10 protein-coding genes are annotated in these 15567 nt (G+C 44.7%); 1 reads left to right on the top strand and 9 read right to left on the bottom strand.

What is annotated here, in order from left to right; genetic code table 11:
* Positions 1-325: 325 nt before the first annotated feature.
* The 8 genes from LQ567_RS20110 to LQ567_RS20075 form a co-directional block, all read right to left on the bottom strand.
* Entirely contained in the window at positions 326-685 is a 360-nt protein-coding gene (locus LQ567_RS20110; RefSeq protein ID WP_231007519.1) for a hypothetical protein, read from the bottom strand.
* 26 nt (positions 686-711) lie between these two features.
* Positions 712-1047 (bottom strand): hypothetical protein, encoded by a 336-nt coding sequence (locus LQ567_RS20105; protein ID WP_231007518.1) that lies wholly within the window; start codon positions 1045-1047, stop codon positions 712-714.
* A 10-nt stretch (positions 1048-1057) separates the two neighbouring features.
* Positions 1058-1225, bottom strand: coding sequence for a hypothetical protein (locus tag LQ567_RS20100; RefSeq protein ID WP_231007517.1), 168 nt, complete (start codon positions 1223-1225; stop codon positions 1058-1060).
* Positions 1219-1668, bottom strand: coding sequence for a hypothetical protein (locus tag LQ567_RS20095; RefSeq protein ID WP_231007516.1), 450 nt, complete (start codon positions 1666-1668; stop codon positions 1219-1221). The genes LQ567_RS20100 and LQ567_RS20095 overlap by 7 nt, the downstream gene beginning before the upstream one ends.
* A 5-nt stretch (positions 1669-1673) precedes the next feature.
* Entirely contained in the window at positions 1674-5762 is a 4089-nt protein-coding gene (locus LQ567_RS20090) for a DUF6443 domain-containing protein (RefSeq protein WP_231007515.1), read from the bottom strand.
* Positions 5763-5804: 42 nt separating this feature from the next.
* The gene (locus LQ567_RS20085) at positions 5805-6155 is read right to left on the bottom strand and encodes a hypothetical protein (RefSeq protein ID WP_231007514.1); all 351 of its coding nucleotides are present in this window, start codon (positions 6153-6155) and stop codon (positions 5805-5807) included.
* A gap of 23 nt (positions 6156-6178) precedes the next feature.
* Positions 6179-9517, bottom strand: a complete 3339-nt coding sequence (locus LQ567_RS20080) for an RHS repeat domain-containing protein (RefSeq protein ID WP_231007513.1) — start codon at positions 9515-9517, stop codon at positions 6179-6181.
* Between the two features lie 638 nt (positions 9518-10155).
* Entirely contained in the window at positions 10156-11328 is a 1173-nt protein-coding gene (locus tag LQ567_RS20075) for a hypothetical protein (protein WP_231007511.1), read from the bottom strand.
* Between the two features lie 347 nt (positions 11329-11675).
* Here LQ567_RS20075 and LQ567_RS20070 point away from each other — a divergent pair, with 347 nt between their 5' ends.
* Positions 11676-12587: an AraC family transcriptional regulator gene (locus LQ567_RS20070; protein WP_231007509.1), complete on the top strand. Its 912-nt coding sequence runs from the start codon at positions 11676-11678 to the stop codon at positions 12585-12587.
* A 435-nt stretch (positions 12588-13022) separates the two neighbouring features.
* Here LQ567_RS20070 and LQ567_RS20065 read toward each other — a convergent pair whose 3' ends face one another.
* Positions 13023-15464, bottom strand: a complete 2442-nt coding sequence (locus LQ567_RS20065) for a glycoside hydrolase family 95 protein (RefSeq protein WP_231007507.1) — start codon at positions 15462-15464, stop codon at positions 13023-13025.
* Between the last annotated feature and the right edge of the window lie 103 nt (positions 15465-15567).

Below are 15567 nucleotides of genomic sequence, written 5' to 3'. Positions count from 1 at the left end.
AAAGAGTGGCATTATTACTGATTCATTCCCACATTTATCAGTTGAGCAACGCTCTGAAAGTTGCCGTTATTGTCTTTGCAACCTTAGGCGATTGTACTGACAATAGGGTTCTTCCTATTGTCCTGAACGGAATTTTCTCGAACACCTTAGACGTTACCCCAATTTTAAAGCCAATGGAGTTGCCGACCAGGGCCGTATCTTTTCTACTATTACTTTTCTCAATCAACTCAAAAGTAGCTTCGACCTCTCCGCCTAGCATCTTTACATAATGCACATATTGATAAGCGCTCTAAAAGCCCCGCAATGCCGGGCTTTTATATTTAAACTAAGCAGCTTCTTTAATTACATCACCAGCAATATTGCATAGCCAACACAGAGCCATAATAAAGAAACATATTCCAAAAATTTTATTAACAAGTCCGCCGTACTTAAAATAAAGCAATATCCCTAATATAATCAGGCCTGGGCCGCTCATGAATATTTGTATATAAATCCAAAATTTACCATGTGGTAACTTATCCGTCATGTAACCTAATTGAAACATCAATATATGCGCAATAACCGGATAAAGAAAAATCATCGCCAATAAATACACTAAAATAATTTGATAACACTGTTTCATAAAGTGCTGCCTATACATACCGCAAACAGTCCGGGCGCCCGGACTGTTGTCCAGATTTTTCACTTTTTTCCCTGTCCTTTAACTTTATTTTACTGAAGTATATCACTTATATCCCTGCTCATTCTATAAGTCCGTCCCTCCACTTTCATTGATTTAGCATTACATAGAACTAATACCCGCAAGCCATTGCGATACAAAACCTCAAGCCTATGGGTAGCGTAAAACTTTATTGGCGTTGGATATGCCTTATTTAATTGATTTAAAATGCTCTTAATGCTATCCTTAGTCGTTATGTATTTCGCACTGGAATCAAATTCATTATTTGAGGATACAGTAATGCTCTCTGCATCATTAGTATTAATAACTTCTGATCTTCCAGAACAACTTAATATAGCAAAACTCAAAACAAACAGTTTCCAATACATAAGTAATCATTTAATTGAGATATTTATGTTCTGCTTTTGATTGCCTTTTTCCGCCACCAGTTACTGCTTCAACAAATGTTTTTTCAACTTTTGTCCCGAGTTTCCGACTTGACACCTTTGAAGTATTGAATCCGCAATTAGGAAGGTTATTTATTTTATCCATTACTGCTGTTACCAATTCTCCATTTTTATTATTGTTCCATCGGCTTTAAAGTAAATAGAAGCACCATGTAAAATCAAGCTTACTTTTTTTACATTTCCATCTCGATCACCGAACAAACCAATATTATTATCAATAGCAGCAAATGTCAAATCATAGTCAAAAATTAATGGATAAATAGATTTATTAATCAGGACAAAACGATTAGTTTTCCTAACCCATTGTAGAACATTCTTCTCTTCTGTTTTATTATACCGTCCCATTGTAATATTAAAATGCGCATCCTTTTTGAATAGAAAATAAAATTTATATTCTTTACCGGACATGATATTAATACTACTGTCCAGGTACTTTTCGACGCTGTTTGGTAAGATATATCTAATCTTATCATCTGTCTGTGCGACCAAGACTGTTCCTTGAAAAAAGAATAGCAGTACTAAAAGATTTTTAATATTATTCATAATTACTACATTTGAGGTTTCCCGCTTCTACCCCAAATCTTCAGGGCGTCTCTACCAATATTAAATGTTCCTGACTTCCCTACACCACTGGTCTTTCCCACTTTATTAGTAGTAGTTCCGTCAGGATTTGCTCTATTTATATTTGCCGCTGCACCTCTTCTTCCAGACATAGCATCTACTCCATAAATCGGAATTTGCAAACCTTTTGAAGTTCCTTCATCTTTTGGCGACATTTGACTTAATGTTTGAGTATTGGGTGTATTCGATTCCGGATGTCCATGAGCCTGAGCAATTAATATCGTATTAGCATCTCGTTTTCCATCGACTCCATCTATCTGACTAAATCCAGCTTTGATTGGATAACTTTCTAATGTAGTTTCAGAATTTGTTCCAGGTTTTCCAATTCTAGATGTGATTGTGGAATTAGCGACATCGATATAAATATAGATCTGATGCTCAATACTTTGGGTTCTTGAATCATCTCTGATTGTTTGTAAATCAGATTGAATTTTTGAATCATCAACAGAAATAATAGAACCTTCACTTTGTAGTTGTACAGTAGCTGTCCATGTATTTGTTCCTCCACTTTCATTACCTATTTGCGTAAACCTATCTTCATCAATCAGGCGTCTTACACCAACGGAACTGTTATCTGCATCACTTCCTAGATATTTACCAGTTCTTCTACTATAATAATCATCAAAGGGAGCCATCCCATCCGGATCTATAAATTTTATCGGATTATCAAAAGCATAATTATAAACAGAATGTCTACGCATCTGATCCGCCAGCGGATCTACCTGCCCCCATCTTCCTATCTGTGCATCATAAAACCTCGCTCCATAATCATATTGGTCTAGTCCTAAATCACTTTGCAACTCTTTACCATTATACAAATATTTATTCTGTAACGAAGCTGTTGCTTGCTGCGCACTTATTCCTCTTTGCGTCAACCCAAATGGATAATAATGGGTCTCCTCCAATAACGTTCCATTCTCATTGATCATTGACCGTACATTGCCCAGATGATCCTTCAGGAAATAGTCGGCGGTAAAGGAACTGCCATTGGGCCGGAGTCGCCCTTCCTCCGTTGTTATATGCTGGAGCACATTGTTTTCAAAGATCATTCCGTCCAGGTAAATGGTTATCTTCTGACCCTGGCCGGTTTCATTGACTGTTTTACTTAGTTTATTACCGGCGGCATCATACTGATAGCTGATCGTTCCCTTGCCGGTAACGGTAATCTGTTCCGGTAAATTTAGGCTATTGTAGCTAATGCCGGAAATATTCTTGTTCTCGTCTTTGGTCAGGTTGCCATTGACATCATAGGCATAATCGTCACCGCCGTTGCCGCCATCATTGAAATCGCCCAACTGGTAACTACGGGTATCGCCCGCCTGGTCCGTCACCTTTGCCAGCTTATTGCTCCCCGGCTGGTACGTATATGAAAGCTGATCGATGAGCAAGCTATTACCATTGTACATCCCCTGTTGGGTCATCTCTTTAATATTGCCGTTGTAATCATAGGCGCTTTCCGGGTTTAACGGGCTTCCATTTCCCATGCGACTGTTAAAGGCGCCCGTAGCTGAAAAACTGCTGCCATTGTACTGCTTAAAGTCCGCAAGCATCAGGCGGTTAACATTGTCATAGCTAAAATCATAACGCCGGATTTCGGCAGTTCCTGTTTTCCCGCGCCAGGTCATTCCTGCTATATTACCGTTGTAATACCGATTGCCGGTTGAACCGCCTAAAACAGGATCCTGGTCATAGCTTAGCTCAAAACCAAAATTACTGTTATTATTACTGCCGCTGGCGTAGCCCCGGTTCATTCCCAACAGCCAGTCTCTTATATTATAATCAAACATCTGTTTTTCCAGGCCGGATATGCCATTGGCATCCGTCGGGGCCAGCACTTTTTCCTTCAGCCGGCCCAGTTCATCGTATTTATTGATGGCCATGTCCTTCGTTGCACTCATTACTCCGCCGTTGATCAGACTATTGGCCAGCTTTTTACTGATCTTTACCAACCGGTTCAGGGCGTCATAAGTGTTGATGGTTACCAGGGTGTTCGTTTGTGCACCAGCACCTGTCTTGTTTTGTTTGCTGATGGTTAGCAACGGCTGCCCCGCCCAGCTGTACTGGGTGGTGAATATGTCTGCACCGCCGGTATGATTGAGCTGTTTAACCTGTATTGGACGAGCCTTGTTATCGTAAATGTTCAGGCTGTACCGGTAAGTAGTAGGGTTACCCAACACCTGTACCCTGGTACCGGTAATCATGCCCTTGGTACGGTCGTCTTTCGCGTTAGACTGGGCATAAGGCCAGGTAGTATTGCTACCGGCAAGCAAATTACCGGCATCACTGCTGCCGTCATAAGCGGCGTCAATTTTCCCGCTAAGGGCACTACTATAAGGTGCCGCAATTACCCAATCGTAATTATCATAAAATGTTTCGGTGAGGTGTTGTACGCCATTCAGCATGGCCGGCGTGGGATACCCAATGCTGGATGATGCACTGCCACGATGGCTTTGCGCGGTATTCCCGTTAGAGAATACACCGGTAGCAACAGGGCGGTTTAGGGCATCATAGCAGGTATAGTTCCACATATTCCCTTCTCGTAGCTTTCCATCCTGGGTCATTACGAGCCGGTCTCTTGCATCATAGATCATGTATACGGCCGCGGCCCCCGGTACCTGTTTTACAATCATCCGCTGGCGGCCATCGTACTCATACCGGAAGCATTGTTCGGCAAGCAGTGTGGATGTCAGCTGCCAGTTGCTGGCGGATAACGTTTTTACACCTTCCGGCTGGATGACACATCTTAGCTGGTTCAGATCATCATATATATAATAGGTGCAGATCCAGCCACTATGCCCATTCCCCAAACCATTGTCGGCGGTGGCCGTAAGTTGTACCTTCTTCAGTACGGTTAATCCTTCATTATTTGTGAATTCAATTACCTGGCTACCCTGTTCATCCACGGTAATGCTCTTATATAGTGACCCCGCGGCATAGGAAGCATTCCTTGCAGCGTAGGTTCCCCAGTCGCCGGGTGTTACAGCATTTGTTACATCCCAGATCCGTATACTGTCCTGGCTGGTATTTACCAAATATTTGCTTTTAATACTGTGCCGGTCGGCCTCATTTGACTGTATAATGCTTCCTGCCCAATTCTTGCCGGGTGCAAACTGTTCCAGCACCCGGTTTAAAGGGGAGGCCTCAAATACCGTCTGACTATAAAAATGGCTCTCGTTCTGACCGGCCAGACCGGGTGCGGAACTATAATAACCGGCCTGGGCAGCTACCGCGCCGTCCTTATAGATCCCTGTAGCATCCGCGGTTACATACGGAAGATATTTCCTGGCTTCCCTACCCAGCTCATCATACACCACGGGGGTAACCACGTCTTTGCATATTCCTGTTTCGGTATCCAAAGATCCTTTCTTTATAACGCCTTGCAGCGGACGGCCCAGGCCATCAAAGTACTGGGCAGTATGCGCTACATCCTGAACATCCTTACCTAACAGGGTTGTTACACTTGTCTCCGGGTACTTAGCTTCCCAGACTTTTATAAAATTGCGGGGATCGGAAGTAAAGACAACCGGCGGCGACTGTACGAAACAATTAACGGATAACGCCAGGTTACCGGAATAACTACCATACCCCTCTGTTACTATATAATAGATGCCCGGAGTTATATTCGTTTGGATGGATGACTGCACCCCAGTGCACAGGGGACCGCTATCGTCGTTAGACTGGATAATAGTTCCGGAACTGTTGAGCAGATACAGGTAGGTATCAAAGGTTGAATTACAAAGGGCGATACTGATCTGGGTATTGCCCTGCACCGTTAGCTTGTAGTAAATATCATCGCTGGACTGGCCGATATCGTTGCCGTACCCGTTTGAAGTACTGTTATTTTTTGTATCACTGTAGCTGTAGCTTCCCGCTGCATAGTTGCCAATTATTACGGGATTGGTTATGTTGGCGCCTGTTATCTGGCTGAATGCCTGCGTTGGCAGAAAAAAACTTAAAAAAAGAGCCAGTAATAATAGGGGTTGAAGATGTCGGATGTTTGTCGCAGATCGGTTCATAAGCCGGTATTTTGTTTTTAACGAGCAGGTGCAATCGCAGTTTTATTTTTGATCAGTTATTCCGATAAGCGTCCGTTTCCGTTGCAGGTACTGTTGATATTTAGCCGGGCTGAGCACGGTCTTATACAATGAATCCCGGCTATTTTCTATCAGCTGCAGCCGTTTACTTACACCGGCCCTGTCGTTGGAGGCTTTGCGCGCCTGCAACTTTTGTTCAGCAATATATTGACTCAACCGGAATAATTTGGCCCGGGTTTGTTCATCCAGTCCAAGGCTGTCGGCCACTTTATCAGATATCTTATGCGATACCTGTACGTCGGATATTACCCGCTGTTGCGCTGAAATATTGGTACTGGCAAAAAACAGCCCAACCAGGTATACTACTTTTTTCATTGCTTGAATGTTTATGTTATTGATTAAAACCGACAGTAACCATCATAATTATACTCGTAATAATTTTCACTCCATACGCCATCGCTCCATTCATAGTGATATACGCAGACATACCGGTGGTTTGTATTATCGTAGTAGGTATCCGTATACACCATATACCCATTCTCACAGAAGCCATTCACACATCGATAAGTTGGCCCATAGTTATCGCAGGGATAACTACAGGAGGCAGGCAGGGGACAGGAATTGGTGTTATACCCGTTATTGGTCCAACGCAGCTGATTATAGCTGCTGCTATAGGGATTGACGTCCCGCTCCTCCCGTTCCTGGTAACCGGTATTACTGCCTCCACCATCTGTTACGCAACGGTAGCTGCCGGTGGCTGTCCATTGTGGCGTTGTAGTAACCAGCATTCCTGTACTGCAATCCGTCTGCATTCCTGCATAGTTGTAACATATTTTCTTTACTATTTTCCCTTCGCTATCTTTAACCAGGCTTAACCGGCCGAAACCGTCATAGCTATAGAATGTTGTGCGTCCGGTTGGGTCAGTTTCGGAGGTCATGCCAAATGACGGCCGGTACGTATAGGTAAATACCTGTGAACTGGTATTTGCAAGACCTGTTCGTATTTTATTGAGCTCTGTCCGCACTTGGTCCTCCGTATACAAATGCGCGCTGTCTAAAATTGCCTGGCTAATGAAACTTTTTACGGTAACATAGTCGCTTCCGGATACTTTCGCTACCGGGTACTGGCTTCTGTATCCCCAAAGAAATACCTCCCTTACATCATTGGCTTTTTGCTGCTCCAGCAGGTTCCCCTTAACATCGAAAGCGTTAAACGAATATTTTGTCTCCAGGCTGTTATTTCCGTATTGATCTTTTACTGAAACGGGTACGTATATGCTATTAACCAACCCATAATTTGTAACACCATAAAATGTTTGCAGACTATTTACCTTTCTGGTATCTTCAATAACCGGGTTTAAGATATTTTTCCCGATCATTTGCTGATAGACGGGAATGGATGGCAGATCAATGGGATACTTGTAGGAGGTAGATTTCTGTTCGTTTTTGCTGTTCATTGCTGAAATGACTGCTGTTTGGTTGAGGCCGTTATAATCAAAATCGGTCGTTGTTGTTTTTACCGGCGTAACGCCAAGATCATCATAGAGTGTTTCTTTTTCCTGGCTCAAAAGATTTGTTGCGCAACTGATCCAATATTCTGCATAATCAAACAAAGACGGAACATGCTGATAGTAATAGTCCTTTAAAGAAGGATGATACTCCGGATAACAGGATACAAACCGCCGCACATGTAAGCCTCCATAATTTTCAGTATCTTTTTGGATATAGGCATATTCCTTTTTCCTGGTCAGAAAAAGCGAACTGCCTCGCTGCGTATAATAGCGTTCTTCCTTCAGAAAGGGTTGTTTCCATGTCTCCGAGTAATCAATGTGACTGGGCCGATAAATTCTGTCTGATCCTATTTCATAAAGAACACTGCAGGTTAGGTTCAGACCGCCAATTGTGCTGTAAAATTTATACCCATATTCAGAATATACGGACTCGGCGTTGTTGAAAAAATATTCCGTTTTCCCGTAGTCATAACCCGGACCGCTCTGTTTTTTCTTATAAACCGTTACCTGCGGGTAATAAATGCTTCCCTTAGAATTGACCATGCCTGCATACGGATTAGTGGAGTTATACAATACAGATCGCCCGATTACCGAGTTGTAATTGGATGGTGAAAGTAAAAGCTCGGCCCCCTCGGACGCAAACCAGGATGTTCTGGCCATATCGTTGTAAACAATGCCCAAGCCATTTTCATTAAAGCCGTATTTGTATTCCTCAATCAGTGTGTTGTTGGCGCCGTCGTAAGAGCTGATTTGTTTCACCCGGATGCCCATTTCCTTTGTACCCATTGCATTATATCGTTCATCGAACCCGGTATACTGATGGGGTTCATATTCATAAGTTCTGCTGCCCCCGGTAGGAAAATGTATTTTCTTTAAAACATAACTTTCCGCAGCCTGTGAAGACGTGTAAACCGCATTTAAGGCAATGATATTGCTTAATGTAATTAATGCACATTCCCCGTTAATCAGAAAATGAATATTCTGAAAAGCCGGGTAGCGCTGATCGCCAATGCCGGCAGACGCATAAAAGCCCCAATGATCCTGTGGATATTCATTGCCCCGGTTATTGTATTCAAAACGATAACGCTGCATTTCTCCGTTGCTGCCGGTTAACGTTACAGAGTCCAGCATTTGATGCATCCATGAAAGGGAATAGTGAAACTGCACTTTTTTAACGCGTTCATTATTCATATTTACGATCAGGATAGAATCGATTCTGCCTCCTTCATTGATATTATCTTTCTGCCGGTAGTACAATATCTTTTCAGCTCCTGTTTCGATGCTTTTTACCTGCATAACTTTGAAATAGTTATAGGGAATGGAAGTATTATGACTGATAACTCCTGAGCTGGAAAAATCAGGCAGCATTGTTTTGTTCTTCACAAAAACAGACGTCCGCAGGTTCCTATCCGTTTCATAACCCTTTGTGTAGTTTATTTTAACCGCATTGCCTGCAGGGTCGGTGATTCTGGATGCATACCATCCCGTAATTGCAGAGCCGTCTTCCGTAGCGGTAACCGCATAAAGTTTTTCATTACTGCCGGCCTGTTTACCCATTTCATATTTAATGCCATTTCCATCAGTAATTTCAAGATATTTAATACCCGCCGGAATAGGGTCTCCTCCGCCCTGCGTAACGGCATCCTGTAAGTAGGAAATGCTGGTTGTGTTTTTTGAGATCTGCCGGATTTGACGATTTGCACGATCCGTGATAATAAACGACCCATTACTGGTTGCTGTGTTATAGTGAAACAGATCATATTCGCTGTCCCAATAGTCCGTAGCATTGGGTATCTCGGGCTCATAGCCCAGCCTGATAAAAGAAGATAGAAAAAAATCACGGTCCGCATTATTCGTATATGCATGCAATTTTTCCAGCATGCTATCCGGCATCGGGTAGAGCTCGTCCGTACGGTTATAAACAGTTCTTGATACCGAATATTTGGGCGTGATCATCCAGCCGGTACCCACCTCATCTGTTGGTCCGTTGTTTTCGATTGGCGCGGCTTTATAACTCAAAACAATCGGAATGGTTATTTTGCCTGTTACAATGTTGTGAATAGGAATTTCGAAAGAGGCCACCCCGTTCTGTAATCCAACATTATAAGTAGTATACTTTTCCATCTCACGTACGCTTGGAGCCACCGGAATCTGCATTAATTTTTCCTGCGATATGCAACAAAGGCAACTGGTCAACAGCACCAAAGCAGTTAGTATCTTTTTCATTTCTGGGTTATTTTATTTTCAACCTGTTTCGTTTCCATAAAGTAGCACAAGCGCTCTTGCCTTAGCAGCTAGCTGATATTCCAAGTGTCTTGCATATCCGGCAGGCTATTTTATTTATTTTAATCTGCGATGTTTTTAATAATAAACAGTTGTCCAGTTGAGCGTTTATTGATAGTCCTGAGTGCCGGTTTTTATCCGCACGTTGTTTGATCTCTATTCGCGTTATATGAACATGGTCTTCCATATACGTACGCTGGATTCAGGCAAATCCCCTACCCTCCCCAAAAAAATTTAGCAATAAGCCGCACCCACCCTGCCTTTTTCCATTGGCAGACGGCCATTATAGCGATGATTAAAAAAAAGTAACCGGATCAACCGGATATACCAATAGCTGCGACAAACAAATGCAGTTGCAACAGGCCGGTCAAAATGTACAGGAATGAAAAGAAGTGCCCGACACAAATGCGAAGGCACTTATTAGCAGTATGCGGATGCAGACATGCCTTATACGAGATCACCACAGGCGATCGCCTGTGGTGATTGTATTTTTAAAATTTTCCCGGTAACCGGAGAAAACACCTATCCGGACGGAATGGACGTTGAATAAATATATTTTTGCTACGAAGATCCGGAGGCGATTACTCGCCATTTTCCCGGTCTACCATCACCACCTTACTATATGCTTTGGTACCGTCTTTATCAACCTCCGCAATACGTACGTATACTTTTTCCGAAGAGTGGTCGATGGTGCCGGAGCCGGTTTTGGTACAGCCATAGATCACCAGTCCTGAAAGGATCGCGAAAACAATAGCTCCGCCTTTTCTTTTCCTGAACGACATTCCAAAAAACAGCAGCGTACAGCAGCTCAATCCAAGCAGGGCGGCCGCTTTATCCAGGCCGATTGAAATATGATAGTCCAAGGACGCAGGAGCAATACCCGCTGCTGCCTTCGATTGCACGGAAGACACCGTTACAAAATCTTTTCCATCTGCAGAAAGCTGTATTTCAAAATGATCGGTATTGGCTTCCGAAACCGCGCTCCAATCAATATCCATCCGGTCTGCAGCAGCCGTAGCCCGTACTGCTCCAAAAGTTACCGGCAAACTAAGATCGCCGAACGAGATCCGGAAATTATCAATGGCGAATTCTTCGGTTGCGGAGCCATTTGAAAAAGCTTTAAACTGAAGGTCCAGGGTAGTACCGGTGCCTGCAATACCCTTTGCGAATTCTGTCATTACATAAGACGACAGTGGTGTACCATCACCCGTGGAATCCCCGGTGGTTTCCGGCGCCATTTTACCTACATTATTTCCCATCAAACGCACGGCATCTTTCCAGGGGCCGCCATCAATGCGATAAGATACGACCATATAATCGGTAGGGCTCGCTCCCGCTGGCCCGGGTTCCCATATCTGGTCATTATTATTGTTATTACATCCAAAAAGACCTCTGAAGCTCAGCGCCGTTTTCCCTGAAATATTGATCCCGCTCCAGGTAATGGTTTGTGCCGCACTCTGACCAAAGTTGGTGCCTGTTAAGGCGCCATCAATATCTTCAGCTGCCCAGATCTTTGATCCCTGGATATTTGTATAACTCCCGTTCTGCAGGTTCAGATCGGTAACTGCCGCCCTGCAAAAATACCGGGTATAAAGAGGGGATGCCGGCCAGTGATTTTCAACCGAAGGAACACGGGCACCGGAACTCGGAGCACCGGCATCTTCAAAAGTATCACTCCATATTACGGTTTGAGAAAAGACCGCAGTTGTAAGGAACAGGGAAATGAGCGCAAAGCAGGATTTACAAAACGACATAGTTTTGGATTTAGAGGGTTGTAGAATACCTCAAAGATATAACATAGTCCGTTACTGCTGCCTTGAAAATTCGGACAGCATGTGCTCCTGCAATTTTTCAGGTTTATTACTGGGTGGTTCGTTCTTTGAACAAGTACGTAAATTACTAAAAGTCAACCATCTATTGGGCAGCACCCGGAAAAAAATCACATAAAATAAATGTTCAAACATATCCACTCATGTATATACATGTTTTAAAAACTTTATGTATCTTTATAACAGAACGGATCCGGCATTTTGCCGGGCGATGAAATAAGCATCCGATTGCTTTCCGTGCGCTATGAAACTGTTGTCTAAAACGCTTTTGTATGTTAGAAGAGCATGTACAACCAACGAAAAAGAAAGACGGCTTTAATGGTCAAAAATCCATTGTATTGCCCAGGAATGTATTAAATCTTTGCCGCTCGAAACAGCTATTATCAAACCTGTATCTTACTGATATTGGCTTTTATCCTAATGCCCAATACCATTACCGGCGGCGGGAACAGGGCTGCGCCCAACATATTCTGATTTACTGTACAGAGGGCCAGGGATGGGTAAGCTTCGATCATATTACCAAAGTGATCAGAGGGGGCGAATACCTCATCATCCCTGCTAACAAACGGCACCGGTACGGCGCTGATCCCAATATTCCCTGGTCGATCTATTGGGCGCATTTTACCGGCGAAACTTCTTCTGAGTTTGTAAACCTGCTGACTAAAGACAATGAAAACCTGATTGGACCGGCGGCTGATAATGAAAAACGTACAGCCCTTTTTGGCGATATTTACAGCACCCTCGAAACCGGGCACAGCATTCCTCATTTGTGTTATATCAATATGCTCTTTTCGAGTTACCTGGGTACCTTTTGTTTTCCACAATTCCTGAGCGCGCCCTTGCATGAAGAACGGAGCAAAATGGACGAGGTCATCGCTTACATGCAGGAGCATATCCATTCGGTATGCACGTTAACGGAGCTGGCCGCACTGGTTCATATCTCACCCTCCCACTTTTCATCCCTGTTCAAAAAGAAAACCGGCTACCCGCCGCTGGAATACTTTAATCACCTGAAGATACAACGGGCCTGTCAGTACCTGGAGTTTACCGATATCCCGGTAAAAGAGATCTGTTATAAACTGGGCATGACCGATCCTTTTTATTTTTCAAGGGTGTTTAGCAAATACCTGGGAGAAGCACCGGTTGCTTTCAGAAAAAGAAAGCGGTTCAACCAATTGTCCTGAGACCCCGCTTAAAAATTTCCCAAAATGAAGAATGAAAAAGCAGCCATTGCCTGCGTTCACACGAGGAGGCGATACTACTTTTTTTAAGGGTACCGGATAAATCATAAAAGCTGTCTGCAGCGGGCCTGCTGCCAACAACAAAGAAGCCGAAACATCTCATCAACTTAGAGATCCTCCGGCTTCTTCAAGGGCGTTCCCTTTGCTGTTGCGCCTGGAATGACGGTGGGGTGGTTGTCATTGCCCGGATGATTTTGTAGCGTTAACAGGAAAGTCCGGGGAAGACACGGTTCAGAGCATGCTAAGAGTGATTGCCATCGCCACCTTATCCCTATTGTGCAAATGGAAAACTCGATATGCCCAGTGAAACTTTTTATGCCGGTGCTGCATCCACCATTGCGCTGATGCAACCAGCGCTGTTTATCATCAACAGTCAGGTTACCGAATATAAAAACGCTGGTTTTTCACTGTAGCAAGTTTTGCAATCCGGTCTGCTCCTTTTTCATAACGTAATTCTTTTCCCTGCTGATCATATATTTTTTTACCCTCCGGAATCAGCAACTGACAAGGCCCCCCGGTTTTTGAAACAATGGAAGCCTCCTGCACCTGGTGTTGCGTCCATTTAAAATCAACCACAAAATTGCCCCTGGCCACCAATCCTTTCACGGATCCGTTCGCCCAGGCCGCATCGGCCGGTAATGCCGGCAACAAACGGATCACATTACCGCTGCCATGGCTCTGCAGCAGCATTTCAGCAATTCCGGAGGTAGCGCCAAAGTTGCCATCGATCTGAAAGGGAGGATGTGCATCAAACAAATTGGGATACGATCCGCCACCGGTTGTATAGGAAATACCCTTACCGGGCTTTACCGGCAGCAGCAATCCTTTTAATATTTTTAACGCATGATCGCCATCACCCGTGCGTGCCCAAAAATTCAGCTTCCAGGCCTTGGACCATCCCGTGCCGTAATCTCCGCGCATTTCCAGGGTTTTTATAGCTCCCTTTAGTAATTCCGGTGTATCCCAGGGATTGATTTCATCATAAGGGTACAACCCAAACAGGTGCGATACATGCCGGTGATAAGGATCCACTGCCGGCCAGTCGTTCAGCCATTCCTGGATACCGCCATTTGAAGGACTTACCTGTGTGGGTGCCAGCCGGCTTCTTGCTTTTGCAAGTTCCGTGGCAAAAGCATGATCTACGGCCAGCACATCGGCAGCTGTAATGGCCGCCTCAAAAATATTCCGGCAGATCTGCATGTCCATCGTTGGTCCCATGCAGGTAGCTCCTCTGAAACCATCGGGCATCTGGTAATTATTTTCCGGTGAATTGGAGGGAGCCGTTACCAGCCAGCCATGACTTTTTTCTTCAATTAAAATAGATTTTAAAAACTCTGCCGCACCTTTAATCACCGGATAATATTGACGCAAAAAATTTTTATCCTGTGTAAACCGGTAGTGTTCCCATATATGGGTTGCCAGCCAGGCACCGCCCGTAAGTACCGATCCCCAATCGGCGCTTTCCCCGGGAGCTGTAAAAAACCAGGGATTGGTGATCACATGTGCCACCCATCCTTTTGCCTGGTAATACTTCCATGCGGTTTTTGTTCCATTGGGTACCAGGTTCCTTGTAAACTGAAACAGCGGTTGTGTAAGATCCGAAAGATTGGTGAGCTCCGCAGGCCAGTAATTCATCTGCACATTAATATCCAGGTGGTAATCGCCATTCCAGGGCGTTTGATACTCTTCGGCCCACAGGCCCTGCAGGTTCGCCGGCAGCAGCCCCGGCCGCGAGGAGGCGATCAGCAGGTAGCGGCCAAAGTTAAAGCTCAATACCGGCAGTTGTGCATCGGGGTTTCCCTCGGCCATATGTACCAGGCGTTCCTGTGTACTCATGGTGTCAATGGCCTTATTACCGGCAGGCATATAAAGCCGGCAGCGGTTAAAGTACGACTGATAGGTTGCCACAGAGCGTTGCCGGGCCGGTGTATACAGGTTGCCGGCACAACGTTGCAGATTTGCGATCGCTGCTTTCTTTACATCCTTCCCGGATAGTGTTCCGTTCTCATACGCATAGTTTGTCTGCATGGCAATACCGATCACGCAGTTGGTAGCACCCGCTATTTCCAGTGCTCCTTCGCCGGCGGCTATACTGCCGTCACATTTTAAAACCCGGGCCGCCACCGCATATTGCATGCCCTTGTCTTTTCCCGAAGGAAGTTGTCCATACAAAACCAGGTCCCGCCCGGCTGCCGTACGCTGCAATACATTTTCCTTCCGGTCCAGGGAAAGTGCAAACTGTAGTCCGCCCTGCTTCTTACTTTGCAGCCGCACCCAGATGATATCATTGTGGTAATCGGCAAATGCTTCCTCGATGATCTCATTATCACCCCGTTTATAAGAAATGCGCGCCACTCCCGTTTCCAAATCCAGGCTTCGCTGATAGGCGGTAATATTGCCCTCCGCATGCTTCCAGTTGATCCGGAGATCACCGGCTGTTTGATAACACCCGAATTTTACATTCGCCCCATTTCCATGACCGGAGCCGTCACCTTTGGCTACAAAATGTTTCATCAGCAACTCCTGTGCCTTCTTATTTTCGCCATTCAGCAGATAATTCTGGATCGGCTTCAAATATAGATGCGCGTCCTCCAGGTCTGCGTCATCAGCGCCTCCGGACCATAAGGAAATTTCATTCAGCACGATCCGCTCCGTTTCATGTCCGCCAAATAACATGGCCCCAACACGCCCGTTTCCGATGGGCAGGGATTCTGTAAAATCAACCGCCGGTTGTTTGAAAGCGATCTTTACATCATTTTGCTGCGCGCCCACAGGCAGCCGGCAAACCAACAACAGCAAGGGCAGGAATCTAAGTGTCATTTTCATTTTTTCACTTCTATCTTATTCGTTTATGATCGGGCAAACCAACGGTGCCCACCCTGAACGGCCGTTTGCGATAAACAGGCGTTCAATCCATTGCTCT

The organism is Niabella pedocola (assembly GCF_021044425.1).
Taxonomy (GTDB): Bacteria; Bacteroidota; Bacteroidia; order Chitinophagales; family Chitinophagaceae; genus Niabella; species Niabella pedocola.
This window is presented reverse-complemented; position numbering and strand designations above follow the sequence as displayed.